We start from the raw sequence: 14,076 nt of genomic DNA, 5'->3' as shown, positions 1-14,076 counted from the left end.
TTGTCCCAAACTGTGCGCGGCGTCATTGCACGCTCGAAGAACGCCCCGGTGGAAGTCACCGACATCGTCATCCCGGACCCGGGTCCGGGTGAGGCGGTGGTGCGGGTGCAGGCCTGCGGGGTGTGCCACACCGACCTGCATTACCGCGAGGGCGGCATCAACGACGAATTCCCGTTCCTGCTCGGGCACGAGGCGGCCGGCATCGTGGAATCGGTGGGCGAGGGCGTCACCGATGTGGAGCCCGGGGATTTCGTCATCCTGAACTGGCGGGCGGTGTGCGGTTCGTGTCGCGCCTGCCGCAAAGGCAAGCCCTGGTACTGCTTCTCGACCTTCAATGCCTCCCAGCCCATGACGCTCACCGACGGGACCCCGCTCACCCCGGCGCTGGGCATCGGCGCCTTCGCGGAGAAGACCCTGGTGCACGCCGGGCAGTGCACCAAGGTGGACCCGAGCGTGTCCCCCGCCGCGGCGGGGCTGCTCGGCTGCGGTGTCATGGCCGGGCTGGGCGCGGCCATCAACACCGGTGGGGTGAGCCGCGGTGATTCGGTCGCCGTCATCGGCTGCGGCGGCGTCGGCAACGCCGCCATCGCGGGCGCGAAGCTGGCGGGCGCGACCACCGTGATCGCGGTCGACATCGACGAGCGGAAGCTGGAGTGGGCCACCGGATTCGGGGCCACCCACACCGTCAATGCCGCCAAAGAGGATGCGGTGGAACGGGTTCGGGAACTCACCGACGGCTTCGGCGCGGACGTGGTGATCGATGCCGTGGGCCGGCCGGAGACCTGGAAGCAGGCGTTCTACGCGCGCGATCTGGCGGGCACCGTGGTGCTGGTGGGCGTGCCGACACCGGACATGACCCTCGAGCTGCCGCTCATCGACTTCTTCTCGCGCGGTGGATCGTTGAAATCCTCGTGGTACGGCGACTGCCTGCCCTCACGCGACTTCCCCTATCTCGTCGAACTCTACAAACAGGGCCGGCTGGACCTGGACGGGTTCGTCTCCGAGACCATCGCGTTGGACGAGGTCGAGGCAGCCTTCACCAAGATGCATCACGGCGACGTGCTGCGCTCGGTGGTGGTGCTCTGATGGCGCACATCGACCATGCCGTCACCATCGGCACCTTCAGCCTCGACAACGAGACCTTCGACGTCGACAACAATGTCTGGGTGGTGGGCGACGACCTGGAGTGCGTCGTCATCGACGCGCCGCACAATGTCGAGGCGATCCTGGATGTCATCGGCACCCGCAAGGTCAAGGCCATCCTGGTCACCCACGCGCACGACGACCACATTCGCGTCGCGCCCGAATTGTCCAGGGCCACCGGCGCTCCCGTGCTCATGCATCCCGACGACCTGGTGCTGTGGCAGCACACGCATCCGGAAACCAGCCCCGACGGCGAGCTGTCCGACGAACAGGTGATCGAGGTCGGCGGGACCGAACTGCACGTGCTGCACACCCCGGGGCACGCCCCGGGCGCGGTCTGCTTCCACTCCCCCGACCTGGGCGTGGTGTTCACCGGCGACACCCTGTTCCACGGCGGGCCGGGCGCCACCGGGCGGTCCTACTCGGACTTCGGCACCATTGTCGAGTCGATCGCCGACCGCCTGCTCACCCTGCCGCCGGAGACCCTGGTGCACACCGGGCATGGCGAATCCACCACCATCGGAGCGGAATCCCCGCAGCTCGAGGAGTGGCGCGCCGGCGTGAACTGACCCGGTGCGGCACGGCAGTAGGACCGGTCCGGCGCATGTCACCGGACCGGTCATCTGTCGAGCTCCCTAATCCGCCCTACACTGCGGCGCGCCCGCCCCGGACACGCCGGATTCACCGGTTTCGCAAGCTCATTTTCAAGTTTTTCGCCGCAAACCGGCGCCTAGAGTTGTCCATGAGAAACCTGACAGCCGCTCTGGCCCTGACGTTCGTGCCGCTTCTCGCCGTGGGGTGCTCATCCTCCGGTTCGGACTCGGTGAGCAAGAGTGACGTGCAGACGAAGGCCACCAGCTTCTACAAGGACAAGTCACACGAGGACGCCAAAACCGTGACCTGCGACGGCAGTCTGCCCGCCAAGGTGGACGCCACCCAGACCTGCACCGCCACCTCCGCCGACGGGCAGACCTGGGCGATCGATGCGAAGGTCACCAAGGTGGACGGCAAGGACGTCTACTACGACCTGACGCTGGCCGACGCCTTCGTGGCGCCGGACGACGTGGCCTCCAGTGTCTCGAACTTCTACCAGTCGAAGGTGGGCGCCGCCCCGCAATCCACTACCTGCAACGGCCTGCTGCGCGGCGCCACCGGCTCGACCATCCGGTGCGTGGTGACCGAATCAGACGGCACCCGCTGGGGCGTCACCGCCAAGACCACGAACGTGGAGGGCTCGAAGGTCAACTACGACATGATCGTCGACGACCAGCCGATGCCCTGAACCCGGGGACTATCGGCACGAATAGAGCGTGGCCTCGGCCAGTTCACCCACCACGTCCGAGAGCTTGCCGCGGGTTCGGAAGGCATTGAGCTGACGCCGCGCACCGTTGCCGCGCGCCAGGAGCGCGGCCACGGTGTCGGTGACGAAGGCGAGGTCGTCCAGCTGTTCCAGGGCGGGCCGGATGCGGTCGATGAGCCGGGTCAGCAGGTCCGCCACCGGGACCGTGCTCCCGTCGAGCGGATCGATGGCGGTCCCGTCGATGCCCTCGTGCGCCGCCTTCCAATATGCCGCGCGCAGTGTGTCTTCCGCGACGACGGGCACGGAATCGGTTGCGCGGGCGGTCATTGCGCAGGCGCGCACCAGGCTGGCCAGCAGCGCCGACTCCTCCACGGTGGCGGGCACGTCGCTGACCCGTACCTCCACCGTCGGAAAGGAGCTGGAGGGCCGCACATCCCAGTAGACCATCTTGCGATCCAGGATGACGCCCAGCGACAGCATGGACTCCACGGCCGACTCGAACTCGGCGACCGAACCGAAGTACGGCGGCGGACCGGCGCTGGGCCAGCGCCGCCACAGGATATGACGCCAGCTGTGGTAACCGGTTTCGACGCCGCGGTAGATCGCCGAGTTGGCGGTCAGCGCCAGCAGCAGGGGCAGCCAGGGCCGCAGGAAGTTGCTCACCTGCAGCGCGGCGGCCCGGTCGGGCACCGCCACGTGCACGTGGCAGCCGCACAGGCCCTGTTCGTGCGCGAGCCGGCCGAAGCTCTCGACGATCCGGCTGTAGCGCGGGGTGGCGGTGATGGCGAGATCGTCGGGAATGGTCGGCGGTACCGCCGCGGCGAGCAGCAGCGCGTCGTTCTTCTCCGCGCAGGCCGCGGCGCCGCGCCGCAATTCCCGCAGTTCCCGAAGCAGATCACCGGTATTCGTGTGCACGCGGGTGCTGGTCTCCACCTGGCACCGCATGATTTCCAATTGCAGGTCCATGCCGAGATCCGCTGCGGTCCGGGCGACGTCGGCATTTCTGCCGACCGGCACGCCACTGCGCGGATCCACGAGGAGAAACTCCTCTTCGACACCCACTGTCGGCGGGGCTTCCACCAATCATGTGTACCTCACCGGGAACCTGCCGACACCTGCCGGAATGGTCTCTCCGGTCCGCGGTCGGTGGGGCCCCGAGTGCGCGCCGCGGCCTCGAACTGTCGGTCGGGTGGTTCACAATGCCGGGTATGGCATACGACGAGGAACTGGCCGACCGGATCAGGGATGCACTCGGACCCGAACTGGTCAATGTGGTCGAGAAGAAGATGTTCGGCGGCCTGGCGTTTCTGGTGGGCGGCAATATGGCCGTCGCCGCCAGCGGCAAGGGCGGGCTGATGGTGCGCACCGATCCGGACACCTCCGCGGCGCTGCTGCGGGCGGGGTCGGTCGAGCCGATGGAGATGGGTGGCAAGAAGATGAACGGGTGGCTGCGCGTCACCACCACGACCGTCGCCGACGACGATGTACTCGACGAGTGGGTGCGGCGCGGGGTCGACTTCGCCAAGACGCTACCGCCCAAATAGGGGCAATCGATGTGCGCCGGGGCACAGCTCCGGCGCGATTGTGGCCCGCTTCACCGAATGACCAGCTGCGGCAAGAGGTTTGCCGGGTTCCGTCACCCCATCTTTACACCGCACCATGGCTGGGGAAACCTGCGTCCAGCACTGTGGTGAACATGAGGCAAACCGAGATCCATACGCTGGCCTGCGAAGTCTGCGGTCGTCTGCCCCATCCGAAGCGCACCCGCATGGCGCTGGCCAAGCTCGCCGCGATCCTACCGGTCGAACTCGCCCTGCACGCCCTTGTCATCCACTTCGAACTGCCCTATCTGGCAACGGTTTCCGTGCTGGCCGTCGCCGCCACCATTCTCGTCATCTGGGTGGTCGAACCCGGTGCGATGCGCTATCTCGGCCGCTGGCTGCACGCCCCGGAACTGCGCCACCGCCACCGCCTCTACAACGCCGAGCGGCTGTGGCGTATCCGGGTGCACCTGGACAACAAGCCCGGGCGGCTGGAACTGCTGGCCAAGCAGCTCGCCGACCGGCGGGCCAACATCCTCGCCGTGCACGTGCATCACCTGGAGAACGGCGTGCTCGACGAGCTGGTGGTCTCGACGCCGGCCGAGATCGGTCCGCAGCGACTGACCCAGGCCATCGCCCGCGCGGGCGGGGTCGCCGTCGGCATCTGGCCCGCGTCGGCGCTCACCCTGGTCGACGGCCAGACACGGGCGCTGGGACTGGCCGCGCGGGTGGCCGCCGATCCCGCGGAACTGCCGCTGGTGATCGCCGAACTGCTGGGTGCGCAATACGTTCCGGATCCGGACCCGGGCCGCGCGCCCGGCGGCACCCTGCTCGAGATCGGCCCGCACGACGATCTCGCGGCCATGACCTTCCTGCGCACCGGAGAGCCGTTCACGCCCGCCGAGGTCGCCCGGGCGCACCGGCTCACCGATCTGGCCCTGGTCACCGCCCGGCAGCCCTGACCCGCCACCAGCGGATTCCCTTCGCGCATCCCACTATTCAGGACGCGGTACCGGAGCGTACAGATTTTCGTACCGCATAGTTTCACTTCGTGGCAGACTCCCTGATGCGCATTCGATCGAAACGCGCACTAGGGGTTGGTTGATCGATGAGTTTGCGGCGAAGCGGTGCGCGACGGGAGGATGCGGACATCGGCGGGAATCCGCCCGCCCGCAAGGCGATTCGCACCGCGAAGCTGGCCGCGGTACCGCTGGCCTACGCCGGGCGGCAGGCGGCCGGGGCCGGCAAGCGGGCGCTGGGCCGGCCGGCGGGTGAGATCGATCGGGAGATCCAGCTGCGCACCGCCGAGCACATGGCCGAGGTGCTGGGCGAATTGAAGGGCTGCGCCGCCAAACTGGGCCAGGTCCTGGGCATCTACGAGCTGGCCCTGCCGCCGGAGCTGGCCGAGCCCTATCGGATTGCACTGGCCCGGCTGCAGGACGCCGCGCCGCCCATGCTGCCGCGCACCGTGCACACCGTGCTGGCGGCGTCCTTCGGCCCCGATTGGCGAAACAACTTCCGGGAGTTCGACGATCGCCGGGCCGCCTCGGCCACCATCGGCCAGGTGCATCGGGCGGTCTGGCGCGACGGCCGGGCGGTTGCGGTCAAGGTGATGTACCCCGGCGCCCGCGCGGCCGTGGACAGCGATCTGCAGCGGCTGCGCGGACTGGCCTGGCTGACACCGGTTTTCGCGCCGCACGCCGACGGACGCGCGGTGGTGGACGAGCTGGCCGAATGCCTGCGCATGGAACTGGATTTCACGGTCGAGGCACAGAGCCAGCGCCGCTTCGCGGAAGCCTACGCCGGGGATCCGGATTTCCGGGTGCCGCAGGTGGTGGCGCAGAGCGGCGATGTGATCGTCGGCGAGTGGCTGGATGGAATTCCGCTGTCCCGCTTGATCACCGCGGGCACACAGGCCGAGCGCGACCGGGTGGGCATGCTGGCGGTCCGGTTCTTCTGGTCGTCCGCGCCACGCTCGGGGCTGCTCTACGGCGATCCGCATCCGGGCAATTTCCGGGTGCTGCCCGACGGCCGCCTGGGCGTGGTGGATTTCGGGGCCTGCCCGGCGTGGCCGCCGGCCCAGTTCCCGGCGCTGGTGCACGACCTGGCCGACGCGCTCATCAATGGCGGACCGGCCGAGCTGGACCTGGCCACACGCAGCCACGGGTTCACCGACGGGCAGCGCGGTCTGGACAGCGCGGGGCTGGCCGAGAAGCTGCTGCCGTTCACCGAACTGCTGCGGCACGAGACGTCCCGGGTCGATACCGAGTGGCTGCGCGGCCGCACCCGCGACGCCATGAGCCCCAGGCTGGACAATGCATACCGCCAGCTCGGGATACCCGCGTATCTGATGCCGTTCCAGCGCGGGCTGGTCACCCTGCTGGGGCTGGTCGCGCAGCTGGGGACGACCGGGCCTATGCGCGCCGAGATTCTGCGCTGGTCACCGGAATTGAGCGCGGTCATGGACCGTCATCGGGCACGCGGCGGGCAGCCGGCCGATCTCGATGCCGGGCGGCGGCGCCGGGCGGGCGCGGCGGCGACCGGGTTCGCGGTGGGCTGACCCGCACCGGACGGGGGTGCGGGATCACCGTTGCCCAGGGTCTTGATCACTGTCCCAGACAGAACTACCCTGGGGTGACAGGCGCAACGTAGCGCCGGAGTCTGTCCGGAAGGTCCCCGTCGTGACCACTGCATCCAAAGACATCCGTCCTCCTGAGCTTTCGGCTCCGGACCACGAGGTCGCCGTCATCGGAGCGGGACCCGGCGGCATTGCCGCGGGGGTCAAGCTGAAGCGGGCCGGGGTGCGCGACTTCGTCCTGCTGGAACGGGCCGATGAGGTCGGCGGCAGCTGGCACGAAAACCACTACCCGGGGCTCGAAGTCGATATCCCGTCCCTGGCCTACCGGTACTCGTTCGCGCGAAACCCCAACTGGAGCAGGCTGTTCGCCTCCGGCACGGAGGTGAAGCGGTATCACATGGCGGTGGCGCGGCGGTTCGGGTCGTATCCGCACATCCGGTTCGGGACGCGTCGCCACTTTCCGTTCTCGGATTACGAATTCGAGCGGCTGCCCGCTTGACCCCGCCGTTCGACAAGGAAGTCGAGCCCATGATGGAACTGCCGAAATCGGTCCGGATCGCGCTGGGCGCGACCGGATACGGCATCAGCGACCGCCGCCTGGCACCGGCCGTGAGGGGCCGGGTGATCCTGGTGACGGGTGCGTCCTCGGGCGTCGGGCGCGCCACCGCGCGGCGCCTGGCCGCCAATGGCGCGACCGTGCTCGCGGTCGCCCGCCGCGAGTCCCTGCTGGCGGAATTACGGACGGAGACAGCGGAATTCCCGGGAACCGTCCACCCCTATCCGGCGGATCTCTCCGATACCGAGGCCTGCGCGGCACTCATCAACCGCGTGCTGGCCGAGCACGGGCACGTGGATGTCTTCGTCAACAATGCCGGTAAATCGATTCGCCGCTGGCTGTCGGATTCGCTGGACCGCTGGGACAATTTCGACGACACCGCGCGCATCAACTTTCTCGGCCCCATGCGTCTGGTGCTGAGCCTGCTGCCGTCCATGCGGGGGCGCCGTCAGGGGCACATCGTCAATATCAGTACCGCCGGTGTGCACGGCCCGGGTGTCGGCTGGACGGCCTATATCGCCTCCAAGTCGGCGTTCAATTCCTGGATGCGCGGCGCCGCACCGGAATTGCGGGCGGACGGCATCGATGTCACGACTGTTCACCTGCAGCTGGTGCGCTCGGACATGCTGGGTCCGTACCGGATCTATCGCTACACCCCGAGCATGTCGACCGAGGAGGCGGCGAGCATGGTGTGCCGGGCGATCGTGGACCGCCCGCTGGCGATCCGGCCGTGGTGGGAGCGGGCGAGCGCGCCCCTGTCCTATGCACTGGACAATTCCCGTGCGGCGCAACGGCTGCTGACCACCTATGCGAAGGCCGGGAACTGGAACAATCGGCCGGTCGACTGGGCCGGGCCGATCGGGCGGGTCGAGCGGGCCGCCAACCTGCTCGACGACGCGGTGACGGTGGCCGGGTGGATTCCGGCCAGCGGCGCGCTGAACCTGGTGCCGCCCACCCGGATTCCCCAGCTGGCCCGGGCCTTACGCGAAGGGATGGGGCCGGCCACGGCCCTGTCGGTGTACGCCGCACGGTTCCCCGATCGGCCCGCCATGATCGACGACGAGGGCCCGATCAGCGCCGCCGAGCTGGATCGGCAGGTGCAGCGGCTGGCGGCGGCGCTGCGGGCGCACTGGGATGTGCGGCGTGGGCAGCGGGTCGGGGTGCTGTGCCGCAATCACCGGGGATTCGTGATCGCGGCCTATGCGGCGGCGCGGCTGTCGGCGGATCTGGTGCCGTTGAACTACGGCTTCGCCGGGCCGCAGATCGGTGAGGTGCTCGACCGCGAACGCGTGGAATTGCTGCTGTACGACGGCGAATTCCATACCGCGATCGACAAATCCGGCTATCGGGGTCGGCGGGTGGTGGTGCGGGGGGCCGCGGACGGCCTGCCTACCGTCGCGGGCCTGGTCGCCGCGGGTGGGCCGCGGGTGCGCGAACCCGCGGGTGGGGGCTCGATCATTCTGCTCACCGGCGGCACCACCGGAGTACCCAAAGGCGTGCCCCGCACACTCGGCGCGCGGTCCGTGCTGGCCGGGCTGAGCCCACGCATGGTGCTCGCGCTCAGCGACCTGGCCCGGATCGAACCGATTCCGCGGCTCGGTCGGCCCATGGTGATCGCGCCGCCGCTGCATCACACCTACGGGTTCCTGGCGATCGGCGCGGCATTCCTGCTCGGGTCGACCGCGATTGTGCACGACCGGTTCGACGCCGAAACCGTGCTCGCCGATATCGAGCGGCACGGTGTGCAGATCGCCTGTCTGGTACCGACCATGCTCAAACGCATCATGGATCTCCCGGCGGCGGACCGCCGCCGCTATCACCTCGACAGCCTGCACATGGTGATGTGCGGGGCCGCTCCCCTGCCGCCCTGGCTGGCCACCGCCTTCATGGACGAGTTCGGCGAGGTGCTGTTCAATGCGTACGCCTCCACCGAGACCGGCGTGGGGACCTTCGCCACGCCCGCGGACCTGAGGGCCGCGCCCGGGACCGTGGGGCGGCCGCTGGCCGGGATCGTGGACATCCGCATCGTCGACGGCGAGGGCCACGAGGTGCCCGCCGGTGTCACCGGGCGGATCGTCAACAAGAACCCGAGCCTGTTCGCCGGCTACAGCGACGGCCGGACCAAGGACATGGTCGGACAGCACATGGACTCCGGCGATCTCGGGCATGTCGATGCCGAGGGCCGTCTGTTCGTGGACGGCCGCTCCGACGACATGATCGTCTCCGGCGGCGAGAACGTCTTCCCCCAGGAGGTCGAGGAGGCACTGCTGGCGCATCCGGCGGTGGCCGACGCCGGGGCCGTGGGGGTGCCCGACGACGATTTCGGGCAGCGGCTGGCGGCGGCCGTGGTGCTCCGGGCCGGGGCGCACGCCGGGGCACGCACCCTGCAACGGCACATCAAGGCCACACTGGCCGGCTACAAGGTGCCGCGCGACATCGTGTTCGTGTCCGAACTGCCGCGCACGACCGCGGGCAAGCTACGGCGGCAACAGCTTCCGGAGGTCATCGCGCGGGCGCGCGCGACGGCCGAGTCCGGCGACCCTCTCGAATCCGATTCGTCCCAGGACATGAGGTCTCAGTCATGAACGCTACCAATGGTTCCCAGCCCCGGCCCACCCATGAGGTCGTGATCGTCGGCGCGGGTCTGGGCGGGATCGGCGCGGGTGTCGCGCTGCGCCGGATCGGGGTCGAGAACTTCGTCCTCGTCGACAAGTGGGCGAAGGTCGGCGGCACCTGGCTCGCCAATACCTATCCCGGTGTGGCCGTGGATATTCCGTCGCCGGTGTACAACTTCTCGTTTCAGCCGCGGTCGCACTGGTCGCGGTTCTTCGCGCCGGGCGCGGAATTGCAGCGGTACGCGGAGGAGGTCGTCGATCGGCAGGGGCTGCGCGGCAAGCTGCGGCTCGGATCCGGCGTCGTGCGAGGGGTTTTCGACGAGGAGCGGGATGTATGGCGGATCGCTCTCGAGGACGGCACAGAGATCACGGCACGTTATGTGATCGGCGCGGTCGGCGGGCTGGAGCAGCCGCACAATCCGGATATTCCGGGGATCGGCGACTACACCGGCAAGATCATGCACAGTTCCCGGTGGGATCACGACTACGACTACCGGGGTAAGCGGGTGGCGGTGATCGGCACCGGAGCCACGGCGCTGCAGGTGATTCCCGAACTGGCCAAGGAAGTCGCGCAGCTGACCGTGTATCAGCGGCGGGCCATCTGGATCGGACCCAAGGTGGACTTCCCCATGGGGCCGGCCGCGAATGCGGTGCTGAACTTCGCGCCATTGCAGCGGACGGTGCGCTTCGTCGGCAATGTGGGCGTGAACGCGGGTCTGGGAGCCGGGCTGGCCATCTCCAACTATCCGCGATTGACCTCGATGGGTATGACGGCGGCCGAAACCGCCATGAAGGCCTTTCTTTTCAGTCAGGTACGCGATCCCGAGCTGCGCCGCAAGTTGACGCCGGACTACCGATTCGGATGCAAGCGGCCGTCGATCTCGAACTCCTATTTCAAGACCTTCACCCTGCCGCAGGTCGATCTGGTCACCGAGACCATCGAGCATTTCACGCCGACCGGCGTCGTCAGCGCGGACGGGCGGGAGCGGGAATTCGATATGGTGCTGTGCGCCACCGGATTCAAGGTGATGGAGAAGGGGTACACGCCGCCCTACCCGATCTACGGTCGCGACGGGCTCGAACTGGGCGAGTTCTGGGACGAGCACCGCTTCCAGGCCTATCAGGGGGTGTCGGTGCCCAGGTTCCCCAATGCCTTCCTGATCGTCGGGCCCTACGCCTACGCGCCCGGCTCGTATATCCCGCTGATCGAATCGACCTCGGCGCACGCGGCCCGGGTCATCGGAGAGGCCCGCCGGCGCGGCGCGACCCGGGTGGAGGTGCGGCAGCAGCCGCACGACGAGTACTTCGCCCGGATGGACAGGCGGGCCAAGCGAACCCACCTGTTCACCCAGGGCTGCATCACCTCGAACACCTACTACATCAACTACCAGGGCGACGGCGCGGCCTTCCGGCCCTCCACCCAGCTGGAAATGTATTGGGAGAATCGGCATTTCCCGCTGGACGACTACCGCTACACCGCCGCAGCGGTGCGCGAGCTCCAGGACGCTGCCTCCTGAAAGCCCCGGGCGTGCAGCAGGCCGATCACTGCTCCTCGGCCAGCGCCGCGAGCCGATCCACCGATCCCCGCAGCATCTCCGAGGTGGTGGCACGCGCCCGGACCAGGCGTTTCTCATCGGCCAGATCGGTCCAGTCGTAGGTGTGGGTCACGCGGGTCCGGTTGTCGCCCAACGGCTCCAGCTCCCACCGCCACAGGTGCCCGGGCGGCTGCGCGCCGGGTTCCGAAGGCAGCCAGGCGATTCGGCGCGCCTCCTCGAATTCGACGATCCGATTCTCCCGGACCGCTCCATTGGTGAGTGTCATCTCGAAGACGTCACCGACCGACCGCGCCCGCTGCCCGGGCTCCGCGTGTGCGAGATTGTCGTTCGCATCCCAGCGCGGCTGCTGCGCCGGATCAGCGATCAATTCGAATATCCGCTCGGCACCCGCGGCTACCTCACGCTCTGCGGACACGACTCGCCTGGCTGCTCCACCTTCACTCATACCCCGATCGAACCACCCCTCGAGCCGGCCACCGCGCCCGGGGAGGCGGGAGCGACCAAGCGATGGCGAGCCGGGGAGTTCGGGCCCGGCCGCCGAGGATCAGCTGCGGTGGAAGAGCTTGCGGGCACCGACACCCGGGCCGCGCTCCTCACCCCGGCGCACCAGTACCCGAGGGGCGGACCGCTGCGTCCGGAACGCCGTGCGGCCGTGGCAGATTGGATACGCGCGTCGGGTCCATCGGGGTTCCGGCACCAAGAGCCTGTCTCCCGCACTGCGGCTGGACTGGATGGTGCTCCCCGATTTCCTGATCGACAATGTCCTGTCCGCCAAAGGAACTCGGGAAATGCGGGCCGGCGTGATCACCCAGCTGACCCTCGCCGACGTCCTCTCCTCCGGCGCAATCGGCTGCGGCACCCCCACCACGGTTTCGGCCCCGCACTGAAAGCCCTGTGCCAGGCCCTGCCCGACCGGTGACGCACCATTTCCGCAACGGGGTCGTCCTGTAGCGCGGAGGTAGCTCGGGTCTGCTGAACCAGCCAACTCCCGGCGGTGTGCAGAATAGGACGATGACCGTTCGACAGCTTGTTTCCTCAGGTGCCCAATGGGAGCCGATCGTCGGCTATTCGCGCGCGGTCCGCATCGGCCAATGGATCGCGGTGGCCGGCACCACCGCCGCCACCCCCGACGGCCCGCCCGTAGGCGGCGACGATATCGCCGAACAAACCCGCGAGGCCCTCCGCCGAATCGCCGCCGCGCTCACCGAAGTCGGCGCCTCTCTCGAAAACGTCATCCGCACACGAATCTACGTCACCGACATCTCCCGCTGGGAAGAAGTAGGCAAGGCCCATGGCGAGGTCTTCGCCCAAATCCGCCCCGCCGCCACCATGCTCCAAATCTCCCAACTGATAGACCCGGACCTCCTGGTCGAAATAGAAGCCGACGCGGTACTCCCGTAGCCGCGCTCTTCCTTCACGCGTCGGAAATCTCGGTCGGCCCCTGGGCCTCGGTGGATTCGATGCACTGGGTTCCGAGGAGCCAGTGACGCATCCACCAGGCCCGGGGATCCCGATCCATGACGTTGTCGACCACCGACCAGAGTCGGCCTGGGATTACTCGCACATTCACGCGGCAACCGGACACCGTGAACATGACGATGCCATCAGGAATCGATCGGGTGGTCGGGGGCGGGGCGGGGTCGAGGGGTTTGGAGGGCTTCGATTTGGTGGCGGAGGTGGTCCAGCAGTTTTTCGAGATCGTCGAAGTCGGCGGGGTTGATGGGGGCGCCGAAGTGGATGGTTACCGGGTGGCGGCGGTTGAAGGGGTGACCATCGGTGGCGGCGCGGCGGATGGGGAGGACTTTGTTGGTGCCGGTGGTGGCTACCGGGATGATGGGGACGCCGGTTGTCAGGGCCAGATTGGCTACGCCGGGTTTGTAGGGCTCGTGGTCGCCGGATGCGACCAGGCGGCCTTCCGGGTAGATAATGAGCACGCCGCCGTGGTGGAGAATCTGCTCTGCTAGGGCCATGGCATTGCGGCCGGAGTCGGGGTCGCGGCGAATAACGGGAATCTGGCCCAGGCGGCGGACAAGCCAGCCGATAACCGGCCAGGACCACAGTTCGGCCATGGCAATGGCGATGGCGCGTCGGCGGAGCGCTCCCCAGAGGAAAACCGCGTCGAGCATCGAGATGTGGTTGCTCGCGATGATGACCGGGCCGGTTTTCGGAGTCCGGTCGCGGCCGATCACGGTGACGTGGACGAAGTTCGACCACGCCAGGGTGCGGAGAAGACGTCGGACCAGGTGCGTTGTCAGCCAGGCTCGCTTGCCCAGCCCTTTGGGACGTCGTGCTTCGGTGTTCATCGCTCTCTCACATGGACAGTCCGGCAATGGTTTTCATCCTCACCCGGCATCGGGGCGCGCGTCACCGCAGAACTACTCAGGGGCCGACCGGAAGCCATGCCATAGCAGATTGCTATGCCCACTTTTCGGGCGTAGCCTGAAGATTGCTGTACTCACAGCAGAATGGCAAAAAGAATTCAGTAAAGGGTCGAGTGCGGCCATGACTGGAAACTGGTGGCGTCACACCGTTTTGTCTCAATTGTCCCGATCTCCGGCGAATGCGGCGGTGCTGTTCCTCGTCGTCGAAGACGGTACCAAGGTCATCACCTTCCCGAAACTCAACTGGGGAGTCGTGGCGACCGCGTCCGCCGCGGTACTCGTAATCGCCATCGCAATCCTGCTGCTGGTGAGCACCGCGCACTTCGACGAACCGCAGACACCGGCGCCGACATCGCCCGCATCATGCGAACCGTTCTGCCCCACACCGCCGTGAACGCTGTTCACC

At 68.1% G+C, this 14,076-nt stretch carries 14 protein-coding genes and 1 pseudogene; 12 read left to right on the top strand and 3 right to left on the bottom strand.

Annotation, left to right across the window (positions count from 1 at the left end; all coding sequences use genetic code 11):
• The 3 genes from ABZ909_RS21980 (at position 1) to ABZ909_RS21970 (ending at position 2,425) form a co-directional block, all read left to right on the top strand.
• Positions 1-1,086 carry an S-(hydroxymethyl)mycothiol dehydrogenase gene (locus ABZ909_RS21980; protein ID WP_357002484.1) on the top strand — a complete coding sequence of 362 codons (1,086 nt, stop codon included), beginning with the start codon at positions 1-3 and terminating at the stop codon, positions 1,084-1,086.
• Positions 1,086-1,712 carry an MBL fold metallo-hydrolase gene (locus tag ABZ909_RS21975; RefSeq protein WP_357002482.1) on the top strand — a complete coding sequence of 209 codons (627 nt, stop codon included), beginning with the start codon at positions 1,086-1,088 and terminating at the stop codon, positions 1,710-1,712. The genes ABZ909_RS21980 and ABZ909_RS21975 overlap by 1 nt, the downstream gene beginning before the upstream one ends.
• A 173-nt stretch (positions 1,713-1,885) precedes the next feature.
• Positions 1,886-2,425 (top strand): DUF4333 domain-containing protein, encoded by a 540-nt coding sequence (locus ABZ909_RS21970; RefSeq protein WP_357002480.1) that lies wholly within the window; start codon positions 1,886-1,888, stop codon positions 2,423-2,425.
• Between the two features lie 9 nt (positions 2,426-2,434).
• Here ABZ909_RS21970 and ABZ909_RS21965 read toward each other — a convergent pair whose 3' ends face one another.
• Positions 2,435-3,523: a glutamate--cysteine ligase gene (locus ABZ909_RS21965; protein WP_357002478.1), complete on the bottom strand. Its 1,089-nt coding sequence runs from the start codon at positions 3,521-3,523 to the stop codon at positions 2,435-2,437.
• A 128-nt stretch (positions 3,524-3,651) separates the two neighbouring features.
• Here ABZ909_RS21965 and ABZ909_RS21960 point away from each other — a divergent pair, with 128 nt between their 5' ends.
• The 6 genes and pseudogenes from ABZ909_RS21960 (at position 3,652) to ABZ909_RS21935 (ending at position 11,250) form a co-directional block, all read left to right on the top strand.
• A complete protein-coding gene (locus ABZ909_RS21960) occupies positions 3,652-3,987 on the top strand; it encodes a TfoX/Sxy family protein (RefSeq protein ID WP_357002476.1) in 336 nt (111 codons plus the stop codon).
• 152 nt (positions 3,988-4,139) lie between these two features.
• Positions 4,140-4,946 carry an amino acid-binding protein gene (locus ABZ909_RS21955; protein ID WP_357002474.1) on the top strand — a complete coding sequence of 269 codons (807 nt, stop codon included), beginning with the start codon at positions 4,140-4,142 and terminating at the stop codon, positions 4,944-4,946.
• 146 nt (positions 4,947-5,092) lie between these two features.
• On the top strand, positions 5,093-6,544 hold the full coding sequence (locus ABZ909_RS21950; protein ID WP_357002472.1) for an AarF/ABC1/UbiB kinase family protein: 1,452 nt from the start codon (positions 5,093-5,095) through the stop codon (positions 6,542-6,544).
• A 142-nt stretch (positions 6,545-6,686) separates the two neighbouring features.
• Positions 6,687-7,010: pseudogene (locus ABZ909_RS21945) on the top strand (NAD(P)-binding protein); the annotation flags it as partial.
• A 47-nt stretch (positions 7,011-7,057) separates the two neighbouring features.
• Positions 7,058-9,703 (top strand): SDR family NAD(P)-dependent oxidoreductase, encoded by a 2,646-nt coding sequence (locus ABZ909_RS21940; RefSeq protein ID WP_357002471.1) that lies wholly within the window; start codon positions 7,058-7,060, stop codon positions 9,701-9,703.
• Positions 9,700-11,250: an NAD(P)/FAD-dependent oxidoreductase gene (locus ABZ909_RS21935; protein ID WP_357002469.1), complete on the top strand. Its 1,551-nt coding sequence runs from the start codon at positions 9,700-9,702 to the stop codon at positions 11,248-11,250. Before ABZ909_RS21940 ends, ABZ909_RS21935 begins: the two co-directional genes overlap by 4 nt.
• Before the next feature lie 25 nt (positions 11,251-11,275).
• Here the strand turns inward: ABZ909_RS21935 and ABZ909_RS21930 are convergent, their stop codons facing one another.
• Positions 11,276-11,734 carry an SRPBCC family protein gene (locus ABZ909_RS21930; protein ID WP_357002467.1) on the bottom strand — a complete coding sequence of 153 codons (459 nt, stop codon included), beginning with the start codon at positions 11,732-11,734 and terminating at the stop codon, positions 11,276-11,278.
• A gap of 199 nt (positions 11,735-11,933) precedes the next feature.
• Between ABZ909_RS21930 and ABZ909_RS21925 the strand changes: the two genes are divergently transcribed.
• A complete protein-coding gene (locus tag ABZ909_RS21925) occupies positions 11,934-12,176 on the top strand; it encodes a hypothetical protein (RefSeq protein WP_357002465.1) in 243 nt (80 codons plus the stop codon).
• Between the two features lie 124 nt (positions 12,177-12,300).
• Positions 12,301-12,690 (top strand): RidA family protein, encoded by a 390-nt coding sequence (locus tag ABZ909_RS21920; protein WP_357002463.1) that lies wholly within the window; start codon positions 12,301-12,303, stop codon positions 12,688-12,690.
• A 203-nt stretch (positions 12,691-12,893) separates the two neighbouring features.
• Here ABZ909_RS21920 and ABZ909_RS21915 read toward each other — a convergent pair whose 3' ends face one another.
• A complete protein-coding gene (locus tag ABZ909_RS21915) occupies positions 12,894-13,592 on the bottom strand; it encodes a lysophospholipid acyltransferase family protein (protein ID WP_357002461.1) in 699 nt (232 codons plus the stop codon).
• 238 nt (positions 13,593-13,830) lie between these two features.
• Between ABZ909_RS21915 and ABZ909_RS21910 the strand changes: the two genes are divergently transcribed.
• Positions 13,831-14,064 carry a hypothetical protein gene (locus ABZ909_RS21910; RefSeq protein ID WP_357002459.1) on the top strand — a complete coding sequence of 78 codons (234 nt, stop codon included), beginning with the start codon at positions 13,831-13,833 and terminating at the stop codon, positions 14,062-14,064.
• Positions 14,065-14,076 lie beyond the last annotated feature (12 nt).

It is taken from the genome of Nocardia sp. NPDC046763 (genome assembly GCF_040645495.1).
Classification (GTDB): Bacteria; Actinomycetota; Actinomycetes; order Mycobacteriales; family Mycobacteriaceae; genus Nocardia.
Note: the sequence above shows the minus strand (reverse complement) of the source record. Positions and strands in the feature narration are given on the sequence as shown.

Excerpts from the sequence above, each read along its gene's own strand:
- ABZ909_RS21975 (WP_357002482.1), top strand. The coding sequence starts at position 1,086 with ATGGCGCACATCGACCATGCCGTCACCATCGGCACCTTCAGCCTCGAC.
- ABZ909_RS21970 (WP_357002480.1), top strand. The coding sequence starts at position 1,886 with ATGAGAAACCTGACAGCCGCTCTGGCCCTGACGTTCGTGCCGCTTCTC.
- ABZ909_RS21960 (WP_357002476.1), top strand. The coding sequence starts at position 3,652 with ATGGCATACGACGAGGAACTGGCCGACCGGATCAGGGATGCACTCGGA.
- ABZ909_RS21955 (WP_357002474.1), top strand. The coding sequence starts at position 4,140 with ATGAGGCAAACCGAGATCCATACGCTGGCCTGCGAAGTCTGCGGTCGT.
- ABZ909_RS21950 (WP_357002472.1), top strand. The coding sequence starts at position 5,093 with ATGAGTTTGCGGCGAAGCGGTGCGCGACGGGAGGATGCGGACATCGGC.
- ABZ909_RS21935 (WP_357002469.1), top strand. The coding sequence starts at position 9,700 with ATGAACGCTACCAATGGTTCCCAGCCCCGGCCCACCCATGAGGTCGTG.
- ABZ909_RS21930 (WP_357002467.1), bottom strand. The coding sequence starts at position 11,734 with ATGAGTGAAGGTGGAGCAGCCAGGCGAGTCGTGTCCGCAGAGCGTGAG.
- ABZ909_RS21920 (WP_357002463.1), top strand. The coding sequence starts at position 12,301 with ATGACCGTTCGACAGCTTGTTTCCTCAGGTGCCCAATGGGAGCCGATC.
- ABZ909_RS21915 (WP_357002461.1), bottom strand. The coding sequence starts at position 13,592 with ATGAACACCGAAGCACGACGTCCCAAAGGGCTGGGCAAGCGAGCCTGG.